General features: G+C 72.3%; 8 protein-coding genes. 6 read left to right on the forward strand and 2 right to left on the reverse strand.

What is annotated here, in order from left to right:
- Positions 1-271 precede the first annotated feature (271 nt).
- The gene (locus ACYUED_RS27400; RefSeq protein ID WP_491286018.1) at positions 272-1,978 is read left to right on the forward strand and encodes a glycerol-3-phosphate dehydrogenase/oxidase; all 1,707 of its coding nucleotides are present in this window, start codon (positions 272-274) and stop codon (positions 1,976-1,978) included.
- A gap of 126 nt (positions 1,979-2,104) precedes the next feature.
- Here the strand turns inward: ACYUED_RS27400 and ACYUED_RS27405 are convergent, their stop codons facing one another.
- Positions 2,105-3,148 carry a serine hydrolase domain-containing protein gene (locus ACYUED_RS27405; RefSeq protein WP_491286020.1) on the reverse strand — a complete coding sequence of 348 codons (1,044 nt, stop codon included), beginning with the start codon at positions 3,146-3,148 and terminating at the stop codon, positions 2,105-2,107.
- 179 nt (positions 3,149-3,327) lie between these two features.
- Here ACYUED_RS27405 and ACYUED_RS27410 point away from each other — a divergent pair, with 179 nt between their 5' ends.
- From ACYUED_RS27410 to ACYUED_RS27430, 5 genes are all read left to right on the forward strand, one after another.
- A complete protein-coding gene (locus ACYUED_RS27410) occupies positions 3,328-5,595 on the forward strand; it encodes a serine/threonine-protein kinase (protein ID WP_491294454.1) in 2,268 nt (755 codons plus the stop codon).
- 164 nt (positions 5,596-5,759) lie between these two features.
- Complete coding sequence (locus ACYUED_RS27415) at positions 5,760-8,516, forward strand: serine/threonine kinase C-terminal domain-containing protein (RefSeq protein ID WP_491286021.1); 2,757 nt, start codon at positions 5,760-5,762, stop codon at positions 8,514-8,516.
- 162 nt (positions 8,517-8,678) lie between these two features.
- Positions 8,679-10,319: a serine/threonine-protein kinase gene (locus tag ACYUED_RS27420; RefSeq protein WP_491286023.1), complete on the forward strand. Its 1,641-nt coding sequence runs from the start codon at positions 8,679-8,681 to the stop codon at positions 10,317-10,319.
- A gap of 59 nt (positions 10,320-10,378) precedes the next feature.
- Complete coding sequence (locus ACYUED_RS27425; protein WP_491286025.1) at positions 10,379-12,019, forward strand: serine/threonine-protein kinase; 1,641 nt, start codon at positions 10,379-10,381, stop codon at positions 12,017-12,019.
- Between the two features lie 144 nt (positions 12,020-12,163).
- Positions 12,164-13,783, forward strand: coding sequence for a serine/threonine-protein kinase (locus tag ACYUED_RS27430; protein WP_491286026.1), 1,620 nt, complete (start codon positions 12,164-12,166; stop codon positions 13,781-13,783).
- Positions 13,784-13,790: 7 nt separating this feature from the next.
- Here ACYUED_RS27430 and ACYUED_RS27435 read toward each other — a convergent pair whose 3' ends face one another.
- Positions 13,791-14,687, reverse strand: coding sequence for an AraC family transcriptional regulator (locus ACYUED_RS27435; RefSeq protein ID WP_491286028.1), 897 nt, complete (start codon positions 14,685-14,687; stop codon positions 13,791-13,793).
- Positions 14,688-14,693 lie beyond the last annotated feature (6 nt).

Below are 14,693 nucleotides of genomic sequence, written 5' to 3' on the forward strand. Positions count from 1 at the left end.
GCGTGGGCCGTCCTTCCCAGTAACCGAAGCGGGACAGGTGCGCAAGCCCTGTGGACAGGACAGGTGAGGCGCAATGTCACACTAGGAGTAAATATGACCTACTTGCGGTATTGGCTGTCCGTGTTTTCCGCAGGTCCTGGGAATGTTGTCCACAGGCTGAGGGTGCGTGGTGGCTGAAGTCGGGCAAGCCGGTCAGAATTTTGGGCAGGGGGACAGGAACCGGGCTTCGCCCCACGGGTGCGGCCGACGCTACTGATAGCGGGAGGCAGCGGTGAGGACAGCGACACTGGGGCCGGCGCAGCGAGCCGAGTCACTGGCGGGAATGGCGGAGCGCGAGCTGGACGTGCTGGTGGTGGGCGCCGGCGTGGTCGGTGCGGGCACCGCACTGGACGCCGTGACACGCGGCCTGTCCACGGGCCTGGTCGAGGCGCGTGACTGGGCGTCCGGCACGTCCAGCAGGTCCAGCAAGCTGGTCCACGGCGGACTGCGCTATCTGGAGATGCTCGACTTCGCGCTCGTACGGGAGGCGCTGAAGGAGCGCGGGCTGCTCCTGGAGCGGTTGGCCCCGCATCTGGTGAAGCCGGTGCCGTTCCTGTACCCCTTGCAGCACCAGGGCTGGGAGCGCCTGTATGCCGGATCGGGCGTCGCGCTCTACGACGCCATGTCGATGGCCCGCGGACACGGCCGTGGCCTGCCCCTGCACCGTCACCTGACCCGCCGTCACGCCCTGCGCGTGGCACCGGCCCTGAAGAAGGACTCGCTGGTCGGCGCCCTGCAGTACTACGACGCGCAGATGGACGACGCCCGCTATGTGGCCACGCTGGTGCGTACGGCGGCGTCGTACGGCGCGAAGGTCGCCAACCGCGCGCGCGTGACGGGATTCGTGCGCGAGGGCGAGCGGGTCGTCGGCGCGCGCGTGCAGGACGTCGAGGCGGGCGGCGAGTACGAGGTCCGCGCCAAGCAGGTCGTCAACGCGACGGGCGTGTGGACCGACGACACCCAGGGCATGGTGGGAGAGCGCGGACAGTTCCACGTACGGGCGTCCAAGGGCATCCACCTGGTCGTACCGAAGGACCGCATCAACTCCTCGTCCGGACTGATCCTGCGCACGGAGAAGTCCGTGCTGTTCGTGATCCCCTGGGGCCGGCACTGGATCATCGGAACCACGGACACCGACTGGGACCTCGACAAGGCGCACCCGGCCGCTTCCAGCGCGGACATCGACTACCTGCTGGAGCATGTGAACTCGGTGCTCGCGGTGCCGCTCACGCGGGACGACGTGCAGGGCGTGTACGCGGGCCTGCGCCCGCTGCTGGCCGGTGAGTCGGACGCCACCAGCAAGCTCTCGCGCGAGCACACCGTGGCGCATCCCGCGCCCGGCCTCGTCGTGGTGGCGGGCGGCAAGTACACGACGTACCGGGTGATGGCCAAGGACGCGGTCGACGAGGCGGTGCACGGGCTCGACATGCGGGTCGCCGAGTGCGTGACGGAGGACGTGCCGCTGCTGGGAGCCGAGGGCTACCGGGCGCTGTGGAACGCGCGAGCGCGGATCGCGGCCCGGACGGGTCTTCATGTGGTGCGCGTGGAACACCTGTTGAACCGGTACGGGGCGATGGCGGAGGAGGTCCTCGACCTCGTCACCGCCGACTCCTCGCTCGGCGAGCCCCTGCAGGCCGCCGACGACTATCTGCGCGCCGAGATCGTGTACGCCGCCTCGCACGAGGGCGCACGGCACCTGGACGACGTGCTGACCCGGCGCACCCGCATCTCCATCGAGACCTTCGACCGGGGGACGCGGAGCGCGCGGGAGGCGGCCGAGCTCATGGCGCCCGTGCTCGGCTGGGACAAGGACCACATCGAGCGCGAGGTCGAGCACTACGAGAAGCGGGTGGAGGCCGAGCGGGAGTCGCAGCGGCAGCCGGACGATCTGACGGCGGACGCGGCGAGGCTCGGCGCGCCGGACATCGTGCCGCTGTAGAGCGTCGGGGGTGGGACGTTCGGGCGAAACGATCGGACGGGACGTTCGGGCAGTGAGTTTCGGGCGGAACGAACGTCACTCGAACGAGTGTCGCGAACCGGGATCTTCGTTCGGAACCGGGTCGTTCTACGGGGTGCGGGGGCAGAACTCGGCGGCGAGCAGGGCCGGTTCGAGGCCGGGATCTGTGACCGCCGTCGTGTTCACCCGGAAGGTGAGGACGCGACGACCGTCGACGGTGGCCGCGGTGCGCACGTAGCTGCCGGTGATACGGCCGTTGTGCCCCCACACCGTGATGCCGCACGGCAGCTTCTGAGGGAACAGGCCCATGCCGTACAACCCGTGTGCGGCCCGGGTGTCGCGCATCTCGCGCAGCCGGCGTGAGGGCAGCAGCCGGCCTCCGAGCAGTGCCGCGTAGAAGCGGTCCAGATCGGCCAGCGTGGTCACCAGCTCGCCCGCGGCTCCGGCCACCCGCGGGTCGAGTTCGGTGACGTCGGTTCCGTCGGCGGCGTAGGCGCGGCCGTGCGGCGAGGGGAGAGAAGCGCGCGCACCAGGAAAGGAGGTACCCGTCAGACCCAGCGGAGCGATGATGCGCCGCTCGGCCTCGGTGGCGTAGGAGTGGCCGGTGACCTGATCGATGACCATGCCGAGCAGCACGTAGTTGGTGTTCGAGTAGGAGAAGCGGCCGGGTTCGGCCGGAGGGTGGGTGAGTGCGATGCGTACCGCTTGAAGGGGGGAGAGGGCGATCACGCCCTTGGTGTCCGCGGAGAAGTCGTTCAGGCCGCTGGTGTGGGTGAGCAGGGAACGCAGGGTCAGCGCGCGGCCGTCGTTGCCCGCTCCGTGCACCAGGCCCGGGAGATGCTGCTCCACCGTGTCGGACAGCGACAGCCGGTGCTCTGCGGCGAGTTGCAGGACGACCGTCGCGATGAAGGTCTTGGTGATGCTGCCGGCGCGGAAGTGGTCGGCACGGCTGATGCCTCGGCCGGCCCCGGAGTAGCGGGTGCCGGACTCCTCGCGGGCCAGGAGGGCTGCGGCGGGGGCCCCGCCCGCGGTGACCAGAAGCGGGAGGAGCGTGTCCGTGGCCGGTGCGGTGGGCGCGGAGGAGGCGGCGGGGGTGAGAGCGAGCAGCGCCAGGGACACCGGCACGGCCAGCAGCGTCCGAAGCGGCGGCATCGCGTCCTCCCTTGTCGCGCCTTGTCGCGGCCCATCATGCAGGGTGGCGGACGGCGCGGTTCGGCAGGGTCTCGCGTGCACAGGCACCCCGTACTGTGCCAGGGGCACCCTGGGCGACGCGCACTTGTCGGGTGAGGGACAATGAAGGCTCTGTCAGGGCGGGTTGCATGAGGGGACGCATGTCGGAGGCGGAGCGGGCGGGAACATCTCGTCAGGACACTCGTCAGGACAACCGCGAGCGTCTTCTCGCCGGGCGGTACCGGCTGGGGAAGGTGCTCGGCCGTGGTGGCATGGGCACGGTGTGGCGGGCCGAGGACGAAACCCTGGGCCGGACGGTCGCCGTCAAGGAGTTGCGGTTCCCGTCGAACATCGACGAGGACGAGAAGCGCCGGCTGATCACGCGGACGCTGCGCGAGGCCAAGGCGATCGCGCGGATCCGCAACAACAGCGCGGTGACGGTCTTCGACGTGGTCGAGGAGGACGACCGGCCGTGGATCGTGATGGAGCTCGTCGAGGGCAAGTCGCTCGCCGAGTTCATCCGGGAGGACGGCCTGCTGGAGCCGAGGCGGGCGGCGGAGGTCGGGCTGGCCATCCTCGACGTGCTGCGTTCGGCGCACCGCGAGGGCATTCTGCACCGTGACGTGAAGCCGTCGAACGTCCTGCTGGAGTCCGACACCCAGCGGGTCGTGCTCACCGACTTCGGCATCGCCCAGGTCGAGGGCGACCCGTCGATCACCTCGACCGGCATGCTCGTCGGCGCGCCCTCCTACATCTCCCCGGAGCGGGCCCGCGGGCACAAGCCGGGCCCCGCGGCCGACCTGTGGTCGCTCGGCGGACTGCTGTACGCGGCGGTCGAGGGCGTGCCGCCGTACGACAAGGGTTCCGCGATCGCGACGCTGACCGCCGTGATGACCGAGCAGTTGGAGGAGCCGAAGAACGCGGGGCCGCTGACGGACGTCATCTACGGACTGCTCACCAAGGACCCGGCGAAGCGGCTCGACGACGCCGGCGCGCGGGCGATGCTCAACGCGGTGATCCACGCGCCCGAGCCGAAGGCGGCCGAGCCGGAGCCTCCTGCCGACGAGACCAGGGTCGTGCCGTTGCCGGTGCAGCCCGACGGGCCCGAGAGCAGGCGGGGTTCGGGGGGCTCCGGTCCCAAGCGGGGCGAGGAGGCCGCGGAGAAGCTGCGCGGGGCGCTGCGTTCCGTGCGCAAGGCCGCCGTGGGGGCGGCCGGTTCGGCGGCGGCCACTCGGGGCAAGTCGGGTAGCGGTACGGCGGATTCGGGATCCGGTGGCGCCACGTCCACCGGGCAGTCCGGCGGTGCGGCGTCGGGTGCGGTCGGCTCCACGGCGCCGATGCCTGCGGTGCCTCCCGTGCCTCCGGCTCCGCCGACGGCCTCGTTGCCGTCCTCGGCACCGTCGGCGCCGGCCCAGTCGTCCCCTTCCGGTGCGTCGTCTCCTTCGAGTACGTCGTCTCCTTCGAGTACGTCGTCTCCTTCGGGTGCGTCGGCGGCGACGGGTACCTCGGCTGCTTCCGGTTCCTCGGCGGCGGCTGCTTCGTCGGCGTCATCGGCTTCTGCGAAGGGCGCGGGCTCCGGAGGATCGGAGCGCGGGTCAAAAGGGGCGAACACACAGGCCGGCGGGCGCAGTGCGGGGTGGCCGGTCATGCCGCCCCCGGACCTGCCGCCGCGGTCCGTGCCCAGGGCGCCGCTCACCGATGTGGTGCCCAAGCGGACGCTGGTGATCATCGCGGTGGTGATCGTGCTCGCCGTGCTCGGCACCGTGCTGGCCCTCACGCTCGGTGGCGACGGCGACAAGGACGCGAGCGGGGCCGGGGGCGGTGGCAGGAAGGCGGCGGCGAGCGCGTCGACCACTGCCGGCACCAAGGAGGACACAAGGGGCGGGACCCGTGAGGGCGGGGGCGCTTCGCAGTCCGGGTCGAGTTCGAAGGGCGGCACGCCCAGCAACAGTCCGACCGCGACCGGCGGAAACGGCGGGGCATCCGGGGACGGAAGCGCGGTGGAGACGTCGCACAAGGGGGGCCAGGGGTATTCGATCGGGCTGCCCAAGGGGTGGGCGTTCCATGCCGCGAGTGCCGCGGGGGACCGGTTCACCGGACCTGACGGGCAGAAGCTGCTCGTCGCCTGGACGTCCACGCCCAAGGGCGACCCGGTCGGCGACTGGAAGAACCAGGAGCGCTACATGGTGCGCTCGCAGTACCGGAAGATCCGCATAGAGCAGGTGGACTACCGCGGCTGGAATACGGCCGACTGGGAGTTCACCTATGTGGAGAGCGGGACGAAGTACCGGACGATCGACCGGGGTTTCGTCGTGAACGACCATCTCGGGTATGCGCTGATGTACACGGCGAAAGCCGCCAATTGGGGCAGTGAACTCCGTAAGGACACCTGGCAGACGCTCGCGAAGACGTTCGAACCCAAGTCGTGAAGTGGTCGAACCCGCGTTTGAGCCGCGAGATCTGTCATCCCCTCATTGCGGGTTGCCTCCGGCACGTATCGTGAGTGCTTACGGACCGTACGCATCCGGGTATGGGTGCGGAACGGGGCGCAAGGCGAACGGAATTGACCGACCGGGCTGCCGGGGGAGGCAACGTGGACGACTATGCGGGACGGGTACTCGCCGACCGCTACCGCCTGCCACTGCCGCCCGCCGACGAGTACGAACTCACCGACACCCGGGCCTTCGACACCTACAGCGGACAGGAAGTCCTGGTCAGGCAGGTGCCCTTGCCGGAAGTCGTCGAGGCCGAGGTGCTCGACGCGGAGGGGCTGCCCGACGGTTTCACGGCCCGTGACCCGCGGGACCGGGGAGCGCGGCGGTCCGCGGCGCGCACCGGGGTGCGGCGGCCCACCGATCCCGCCGTACGGCGTGCGGTCGAGGCCGCGCAGGCCGCGGCGCGGATACCCGACCATCCACGGCTCGACCAGGTCTTCGACGTGTTCGCCGAGGGCGGTTCGCTGTGGATCGTCAGCGAATTGGTGGCGGCGCGACCGCTGGCCGCACTGCTCGCCGAGAAGCCACTGACGCCGTATCGGGCGGCCGAGGTGGCCTCCGACGTCCTGATGGCGTTGCGCGTGCTGCACGCCCACGGCTGGGTTCACCGGAACATCACGGCCCGCACGGTGCTCGTCTGCGACGACGGCCGGGTGATGCTGACCGGGCTCGCGGTGGGGGCGGCGGAGGAAGCGCTGTGCGGGTACGACCCGGTGCCGGCTCCGGAGGGTGACGGGGACGGCAGTCCCGGCGCTGCCGCAGGCCCCTCGGGTGGGCCGGTTCCGCAAGGCGCCCAAGACGCCCAAGGGGGACAGGGGTTTCCGGAGTCCCCGGGAGCCCAGAGCACACAAGGCGGATTTGGCGCCCAGGGCGGTCCCGGTGGTTTCGGCGGCGCCGATCCCGAGGCGGCCCGGCGTGCCGCCATCGGGGCGCGTGCGGCCGGGGGACTGCCGCCCGTCGGGGCCGACACGGCGAACGGGGCCGGGCCGTCGGGTGCCTTCGCGCCCAAGGCCCTCGAAGGCGGCGGGGACGTCCGGGCCGCGCGGGCCGGCGCGATCGCCGCGTACCGGGCGGGCGCCCGGGCCGCGGCCAGGGTCCAGGAGGCGCAGCAGAGCGGGCGGGCGGCACTGCCCGGCGCACGTTCCGCACCCGAGGGCGACCCCGCGGCCCAGGCCAACGGCTCGGCACAGACGCACACTTCGGGCGACGGTGTGCAGAGCGCGCCCGGCACCACCGCTTCCGCCGGGCAGATAGCCGACCCCTACGGCATGGGCGCCCCCTCCTGGCACGGTGCCGCGCCCCGCACCGGAACCGGCGGCTTCCCTCCCGACGAGGGCGCCGGCGGAGCTGCCTACACAGACGACGACGGCTACGCGGCTCAGCCGGGCATGCCCCCCGGTCTCGGCGCCGCTCCCCCGTCCGGTCTTCCCGCCCCCGGCCTGGACACGGCGCCCCCCGCCGGGGTGCCGGCGCCCGTGGCCAACACCCCTGCCCTGCCCGGTTCCACGCCCGCCCCGCTGCCGCCGGGCGCGACGCCCCCCAGTCGCTGGGACGACCTCGTGGCGGGCACCCCCGTCCCCCGAGGCCCCGCCACCCCGCTCGCCGCCGAGCGGGCCCGGCAGGCGCGGATGGCTGTCGTGGGGGCCGTGACGGAGCGATGGGCGCCGGAGCAGGCCGGTCCGGTGCACGAGAACTGGCAGCTGGCGGCGCCGATCGGGCCAGCGACCGACCTGTGGGCGCTGGGGGCGCTGCTCTTCAGGGCCGTACAGGGGCATGCGCCGTATCCGGAGGAGTCGACGGCCGAGCTGGTGCAGATGGTGTGTGCCGAACCGCCCGCGTTCGCCGAGGAGTGCGGGCCGCTCAGGCCGGTCGTCGAGTCGTTGCTGCGTCAGGACCCCACCGAGCGCCTCGACTTCGAGGAACTGGGGGGCTGGCTGCGCTCGCTGGTGCGGTCCGCGCCCGAGCCCGACGCCGGTGCGCACGTCGTCGCCGCACCGCCGGCCGACACCAGCAGGCTGCCCGTCGTACGGCGCCGCGGCGAGCTGGTGCGCAGGCGCCGCGCCGGACTCCCCGCGACCAGCGCGCACGGGCGGCACAAGCGGGCCAAGCAGGAGGCGAAGTCGCCGCGCAGACTCGGGCGCACCCTGCTCCTGCTGATCCTGCTCCTGCTGGCCGCGGCGGTCGCGTACGCCATGTTCTTCATGCCGAAGTCCGGCGAGAGCAGAGCGGCGGGCAGCGACCGTACCGGCACGGCGGGTGACGCCGGCGCCGCCCCCACGCAGTCGCACCCGGAGGCCGGCGGCGAGCCACGCCCCGACCAGACCTCCCCGAAGGCCGACGGCAGCGCATCCCCGTCCCATTCGGCGGGTGCGACGGAGAGTCAGACCACCGGGCCGGACGTCGCGGACGGCTTCACCCTGCGCAAGGACCCGGAGGGCTTCCGGGTGGCCGTCGCCAAAGGCTGGTCCCGGGCCGGCAAGAACAGCTGGAACCAAGTGGTGTACTCGCACGGCGGCTTCGAGCTCATCGTCGTGAAGGGACGGGACGGCGCGGTCACCTACGGCAGCGATCCGATGGTGTATCAGCGGGACACGGAGCACGAGCTGCAGCCGTACCGCAGCTCCAGCTGGGCCACCGCGACCGGACTGCGCACCGTGACCGTGGGGACGCGGGCCTCGGCCGAGGGACAGTTCACCTGGACCGACGGCAGCGGGCGCGACCTGTATGTGCGCAACCTCGCGATGCTCATCAACGGGCGGTACCACATTGTGCAGGTGCGCGGCCCGGAGTCCCAGCGGGACGAGGTGACGAAGCTTTACGAACAGGCGTCGGCCTCGTATCAGGTGACCGACTGAACTCGTCCGTGAAGGCTCCGTGAAGGGCGCGAATGGTTGCGCCCTGCGCACAGAAGCGACAACCGTCACAGTGCGGTCTCCTTGGGACCCCCCTTGTTCCCTGTTGGCGGGCCGGTCCTTAGTCTGACCCTGTCAAGAGCATTGCGGGGCAACGTGAATCAGATGCAGGGCCAGCTTGTCGCGGGCCGCTACCGGCTCGCCGAATCGATCGGCAGCGGCGGCATGGGCCGCGTGTGGCGCGCACACGACGAGGTACTGCACCGAGCAGTCGCGATCAAGGAGTTGACCGCCGCGCTCTACGTGTCCGAGAGCGACCAGGAGCGGTTGCTCGCGCGCACGCGAGCGGAGGCGCGCGCCGCCGCGCGCATCAACCACTCCGCGGTCGTCACCGTCCATGACGTGCTGGAGCACGACGGCCGCCCGTGGATCGTGATGGAGCTGGTCGAGGGGTACTCGCTGGCCGACGCGGTCAAGGAGCACGGGCGGGTCGAGCCGGCGGAGGTCGCGCGCATCGGACTGTGGGTGCTGCGGGCGCTGCGCGCCGCGCACTCCGCCGGCGTGCTGCACCGTGACGTGAAGCCGGGCAACGTGCTCGTCGCCCACGACGGACGCGTCCTGCTCACCGACTTCGGCATCGCCCAGATCGAGGGCGACACGACGATCACACGCACCGGAGAGGTCGTCGGCTCGGTCGACTACCTCGCCCCCGAGCGCGTCCGCGGCCACGACCCGGGCCCCGCCTCCGACCTGTGGGCGCTCGGCGCCACGCTGTACACGGCGGTGGAGGGCAGGTCGCCGTTCCGCCGCACCTCGCCGCTGTCCACGATGCAGGCGGTCGTCGAGGAGCACGCCGCCGAGCCGCACTACGCCGGCCCGCTCGGGCCCGTCATGGCCGCGCTGCTGCACAAGGACCCGGCCGCCCGACCCGGCCTGGCGGAAGCCGAGCAGATGCTCGCCGAGGCGGCCGAGGGGCGCCGCTCGAATCAGGCGCAGGCGTACGTGCCGACGCAGCACGTGGGCTCCCGCTACGAGACGGAGGCCGGTACGGGTCCGCAGTCGGGCTCGTCGACGCCGTATCCGCCCGTCTCGGCGCCCACGTCGATCGGGCCGACCGGGATGCCCACGGGCCCGGTCCCCGCGCCGAAGCGCCGCCGTCTGCGGTCCCTCGCGCTCACGGTCGCCTTCGCCGCGATCATCGGCGGCGGCGCGGCGGTGGCATGGCAGAAATGGGACGGGGGGCATCCGAACGGCGGCGGCGCACCCTCCGTATCGGAGAGCTCGCCCGCGTCGAGCGGCCCGACCAGCACCCCCGCCGGGGGTGTCCCCGCCGCGTGGAAGCGCTACGACGACCCCTGGGGTTTCACCCTCTACCTGCCCAAGGGCTGGCACCGGAAGATCGTCGGCGTCGACGGCGACCTCCGCCAGGTCGACTACACGCCCGACAACGGCAAGCACTTCGTCCGCATCGCCATCGACGCCTCGCCGGACTTCAAGGACGCCTACTCGCACCAACTCGACCTGGCCGAGCAGCTCAAGCAGCGCCTGGTCGACTACAGGGGAGTCCGGCTGGAGAAGAACGTGTACCGCGACGTCGACGGTTCCGTGTGGGAGTACACCTGGTCCGCGCTGGCCAAGGACCCGCCCTACGTCGCCGGGCCGCGCCACGCCATCGAGGAGACGTACTTCTCGCGGGAGGGCACGGAGTACGCGATCTACATGTCCGCGCCTGCCGACAGCTGGGCGAAGACGAGCAAGCAGTTCAAGTCGGTACTGCAGGGCTGGCAGGAGAAGACGGACCAGTAGCCGGAGTTGGCCGGTCGGCGCCCCGGAGCCGGTCCGTCCGGTGGGGCATGATGGGGCGCATGGGGACCGAGGGGGAGAACGCCCGCGTCATCGCGGGCCGCTACCGGCTTGAGGCGAGACTCGGGCGCGGTGGCATGGGCGTGGTGTGGCGGGCGACCGACGAGCTGCTCGGCAGGCAGGTGGCGGTCAAGGAGATCCCACTCGACCTCGACGAGACGCTCTCCGCCGACGAGGCCCGGCGTCAGCGCGACCGCACCCTGCGCGAGGCCCGCGCGGTGGCCCAGCTGCGCCATCCGCACATCATCGTCGTCCACGACGTGGTGGAGCACGACGAACGCCCGTACATCGTCATGGAGTTGATCGACGGCGGCTCCCTCGCGGACCGGGTCTCCGCGCGCGGACCGGTCGACGCCGCTGAGGCCGCCCGTATCGGCGTCGGACTGCTGAGCGCGCTGCGCACCGCGCACGCGGCCGGCGTCCTGCACCGCGACATCAAACCCGCCAACGTCCTGGTGGAGTCCGGCACGGACCGGGTCGTCCTCACCGACTTCGGCATCGCCCAGGTCGCCGGCGCCACCACGCTCACCGAGACCGGCTCCTTCGTCGGCTCGCCCGAGTACACCGCGCCGGAGCGGATGTCCGGTGCGAGGACCGGCCCCGAGTCCGACCTCTGGTCGCTGGGCGCGCTGCTGTGCACCGTCCTGAGCGGCGAGTCACCGTTCCGCCGCGACTCGCTCGGCGGCATCCTGCACGCGGTGGTGGTCGACGAGATACGGCCGCCCGCGCAGGCCGAGCCGCTGCTGCCCGTCGTGCGGGGGCTGCTGGAGCGTGACCCGGACCGGCGGCTGGACGCGGAGCAGGCGGAGCGAATGCTGCGCGCCTACCGTGCCACCGGCCGCACCCCGGAGCATCCGCCCGGTTACACCCCGACCCAGCGGAACGTGCCGCCCGCGCCCGCGCCGACGCCGTCACCGACGCCGGCGCTCGCGCCGTCGCCCACGGTGGAGACCAGGCGCTCCACCCGGAGCGTGCTGGTGGCCGCGCTGCTCGTCGCCGCGATGGCCGGGGCCGGGGTGTCGGCGGCGGCGCTGCTCATGAACCGGGACGGTGACGGGGACGGCACCCCGACGAGCCCGGGACCACATACGCCGACGAGCGCGTCGGCCTCTCCCGGCGCCTCGGCCTCTCCCACTGCCCCGAGCACAGCGTCGTCCCCCACGGTCTCCGGTGCCGGCGTCACCGCGAGTCACCGGCCCTCCGCCCCCTCCGGCTACCGCACGGTCGACGACCCCGCGGGCTTCTCCCTCGCCGTACCGGAGGACTTCACCCGCGAGCCCCAGGGTGAGCGCGTCTTCTACCTGTCGCCGGGGCAGGTTTTCCGCCTCGGCATCAAGGTCGTCGACCCGGCGGCGGGCGGCCCGCTCGGCGTGATGCGGCGCGCCGCCGCCAAGGGCGCCGACACGAACCCCGGTTACCACGACGGCCGGGTCATCTCGACCACGCGGGCCGAACACCCCGCCGCCCTCTGGGAGTTCACCTGGAACGGTTTCAGTACGGCAGAAGGGCCGCGGCACACCTACGACCTGTGCTGGGAGGAGGGCGGGCGGTTGTACGACGTGTGGGTGTCGGCGCCGGTGGGAAAGGTGCGGGAGGCGAAGGAGTACTTCGATGTCGCGACCGACACCTTCGTACGTCACTGAGCGGCACACTCCTTCGTACCGCCTTCGGGCGTGCATATCCGGGCATGCACAAAAGGGAAACAGGCGGCGGTGCGGGTCACGGCTGTGTGACCGGAAAGCATTCCTTGTGGATGCGGGAGCGCCCGGCGCGATATGGATGGACGCATGAGCAGCAACGGGGGATCCGCCCGCGAGCCCGACGACACGACGAGTTTTGTTCTGCAACCGCCGCAGCAGGCGAGCGCGCATGCGTCGCCCACGCAGGCGATGCCCACGCAGGTCGTCCCGTCGCCGTCCCAGCCCATGCAGGATCCGGGTGCCGGGCGTCTCGTCGCGGGCCGCTACCGGTTGCTGGCCAAGCTCGGGCACGGCGGCATGGGCACGGTGTGGCGGGCCAAGGACGAGACCGTCGACCGCGAGGTCGCCGTCAAGGAGCCCCGCGTCCCGGACCATCTTCCCGAGCGCGAACGCGCCAACGCCTTTGAGCGAATGCGCCGCGAGGCGCGCGCCGCGGCACGCCTCGACCACCCGGCCGTCGTCAACGTCCATGACGTGGCGGTCGTGGACGGCCGGCCGTGGATCGTCATGGAGCTGGTGCACGGACGTTCGCTCGGTGATGCCCTGCAGGAGGGCACGCTGGGCGCGCGCGAGGCGGCCAGGGTCGGCCTGGAGGTGCTCGGCGCTCTGGAGGCCGCGCACGCGGCGGGCATCCTGCACCGTGACGTCAAGCCGGACAACGTGCTTCTGGGCCGCCACGGCCGCGTCGTCCTGACCGACTTCGGCATCGCCCGGATCGAGGGCGAGACGAACCTGACGGACACCGGCGGTTTCGTCGGCTCGCCCGAGTACATCGCCCCCGAGCGGGTGCTGGGCCAGCGTCCGGGCCCGGCCTCCGACCTCTGGTCCCTCGGCGTCGTCCTCTACGCGGCCACGGAGGGCGTCTCCCCGTTCCGCCGCAGCAACACGCCGGCCACGCTCCAGTCCGTCCTCAACGCCACGCCGGCACCGCCCGCCTCGGCGCCGGGACCGCTGGCCGAGCTGATCACGGGCCTGCTGCAGAAGGATCCGGCCACACGGCCGACCGCCGCCCGGATCCGGGACCTGCTGTCGGAGACCGCGAACCCGCCGGCCCCCGCGCCCACCCAGCCCGTGCAGATCGTCACGCGCGGGATCCGGCTCGGGCGCAGGGCGTGGCTCGGCGTCGGCGCGGGTGTCGTCGCGGCGGCGGTGGCGGCGTATCTGCTGATCGCGGATCCGTTCGCGGGGACGCTGCCGGACGGCTGGAGGAAGCACGACCTCGGGACGAAGGTCGGGTCCGCCATCGGCGTGCCCGCGGCGTTCGTGAAGAGCAAGCCCGCCGACGACTCGGACGGGACGACCGCCACGTTCAAGGATCCGAGCGGCACGGTCTGGATCACCGTCGACCGCGACATCAAGGCCGACGACAAGGGCCACGAGATCCCGGAGTCCGCGGCGGCCAGGGCCTTCGCGGAGTGGGCGACGCTGCAGGACGGCGAGTACTCCTGGGGCATCGCCGACGCCCCCGCGCCCAAGGGCGATCCGCGGGAGAGCACCTACAAGGACCGCAAGGCCGCCGAGAACACCATCGTCTACACGGCCACCGACGACCCGCAGCTGCGTGAGGCCCAGGTCCGCTACTACCGGGCGGGCAACGGCGACATGTACCGACTGTGGATCGACTATCCGGGCCGGGGCTACTTCACCCACGAGGGCCGGGAGATCGCCAGGGAGGCCCTCGCCAACTGGGACGTCCGCCGGCTCTGACCCGCCCTCAACCCCGTACACCCGCACGGTACTTGCCCGGTGTCACCCCGAACTCCCTGCTGAACGCGTGCGAGAGCGCGTACGGGCTGCTGTACCCCGCCTCGCGGGCGACCGAGGCCAGCGGGGCGTCGGTGTCGCGCAGGAGCGCGGCCGTGCGGGTCAGCCGCCACCACGTCAGATACGCCATCGGGGGCCGGCCCACCAGCGCCGTGAACCGTCGCGCCAGCGTCGCCCGTGACACGCCCGCCTCCGCGGCCAGGCTGTCGTTGGTCCAGGGGGCGGCCGGGTCCGAGTGCAGCGCGCGCAGGGCGGCCGTGGTCACCGGGTCGCCCAGGACCGCCGGCCAGGAACCGGTGTCCGACTCCGTCGTCCAGGCACGCACCAAATAGATCAGCAGCAGGTCGAGCAGGCTCGGCAGGGCCAGGCAGGCGCCCGGGCGGCGCTCGTCGAGTTCGCGGGCCAACAGGTCCACAGCCGAACGGAGTTCGGGGTGCGCGCCCACACGGTTGGGCAGGTGGACGACCTGCGGCAGCTCCGCCAGCAGGGGATGGACCCGGCTGCGGTCCAGGCGGTACTTGCCGCACAGCAGCTCCACCTCGCGCCCGGCCGGATCGGCGGGCGGCCGGCGCATCTCCTCGAACGGCACCGCCCTCGTCGTGTCGCCGGGAGCGTCCGCGAGCACATGCCCCGCCCCGTGCGGCAGCAGTACGACGTCCCCGGCACCCAGCGTCACCGGTTCGCCGCCCCCGTCGGGCCGCAGCCAGCAGCTGCCCGCGAGGACGACATGGAAGCCCGCCCCCTCGTACGGGGCGAACCGGGTGCACCAACTGCCGCCGACCCGCAGCCGGTTCGAGGAGGGCTGCCCGATGCGTACGGCGGAGATCGCGTCGCTCACCACGTCCATGGCTCC

It is taken from the genome of Streptomyces sp. DF42 (genome assembly GCF_058267695.1).

What these genes read in the sequence shown, in the direction of transcription:
- ACYUED_RS27405 (WP_491286020.1), bottom strand. Translation starts at nt 3,148, where the DNA reads ATGCCGCCGCTTCGGACGCTGCTGGCCGTGCCGGTGTCCCTGGCGCTG.
- ACYUED_RS27410 (WP_491294454.1), top strand. Translation starts at nt 3,328, where the DNA reads ATGTCGGAGGCGGAGCGGGCGGGAACATCTCGTCAGGACACTCGTCAG.
- ACYUED_RS27420 (WP_491286023.1), top strand. Translation starts at nt 8,679, where the DNA reads ATGCAGGGCCAGCTTGTCGCGGGCCGCTACCGGCTCGCCGAATCGATC.
- ACYUED_RS27425 (WP_491286025.1), top strand. Translation starts at nt 10,379, where the DNA reads ATGGGGACCGAGGGGGAGAACGCCCGCGTCATCGCGGGCCGCTACCGG.
- ACYUED_RS27430 (WP_491286026.1), top strand. Translation starts at nt 12,164, where the DNA reads ATGAGCAGCAACGGGGGATCCGCCCGCGAGCCCGACGACACGACGAGT.
- ACYUED_RS27435 (WP_491286028.1), bottom strand. Translation starts at nt 14,687, where the DNA reads ATGGACGTGGTGAGCGACGCGATCTCCGCCGTACGCATCGGGCAGCCC.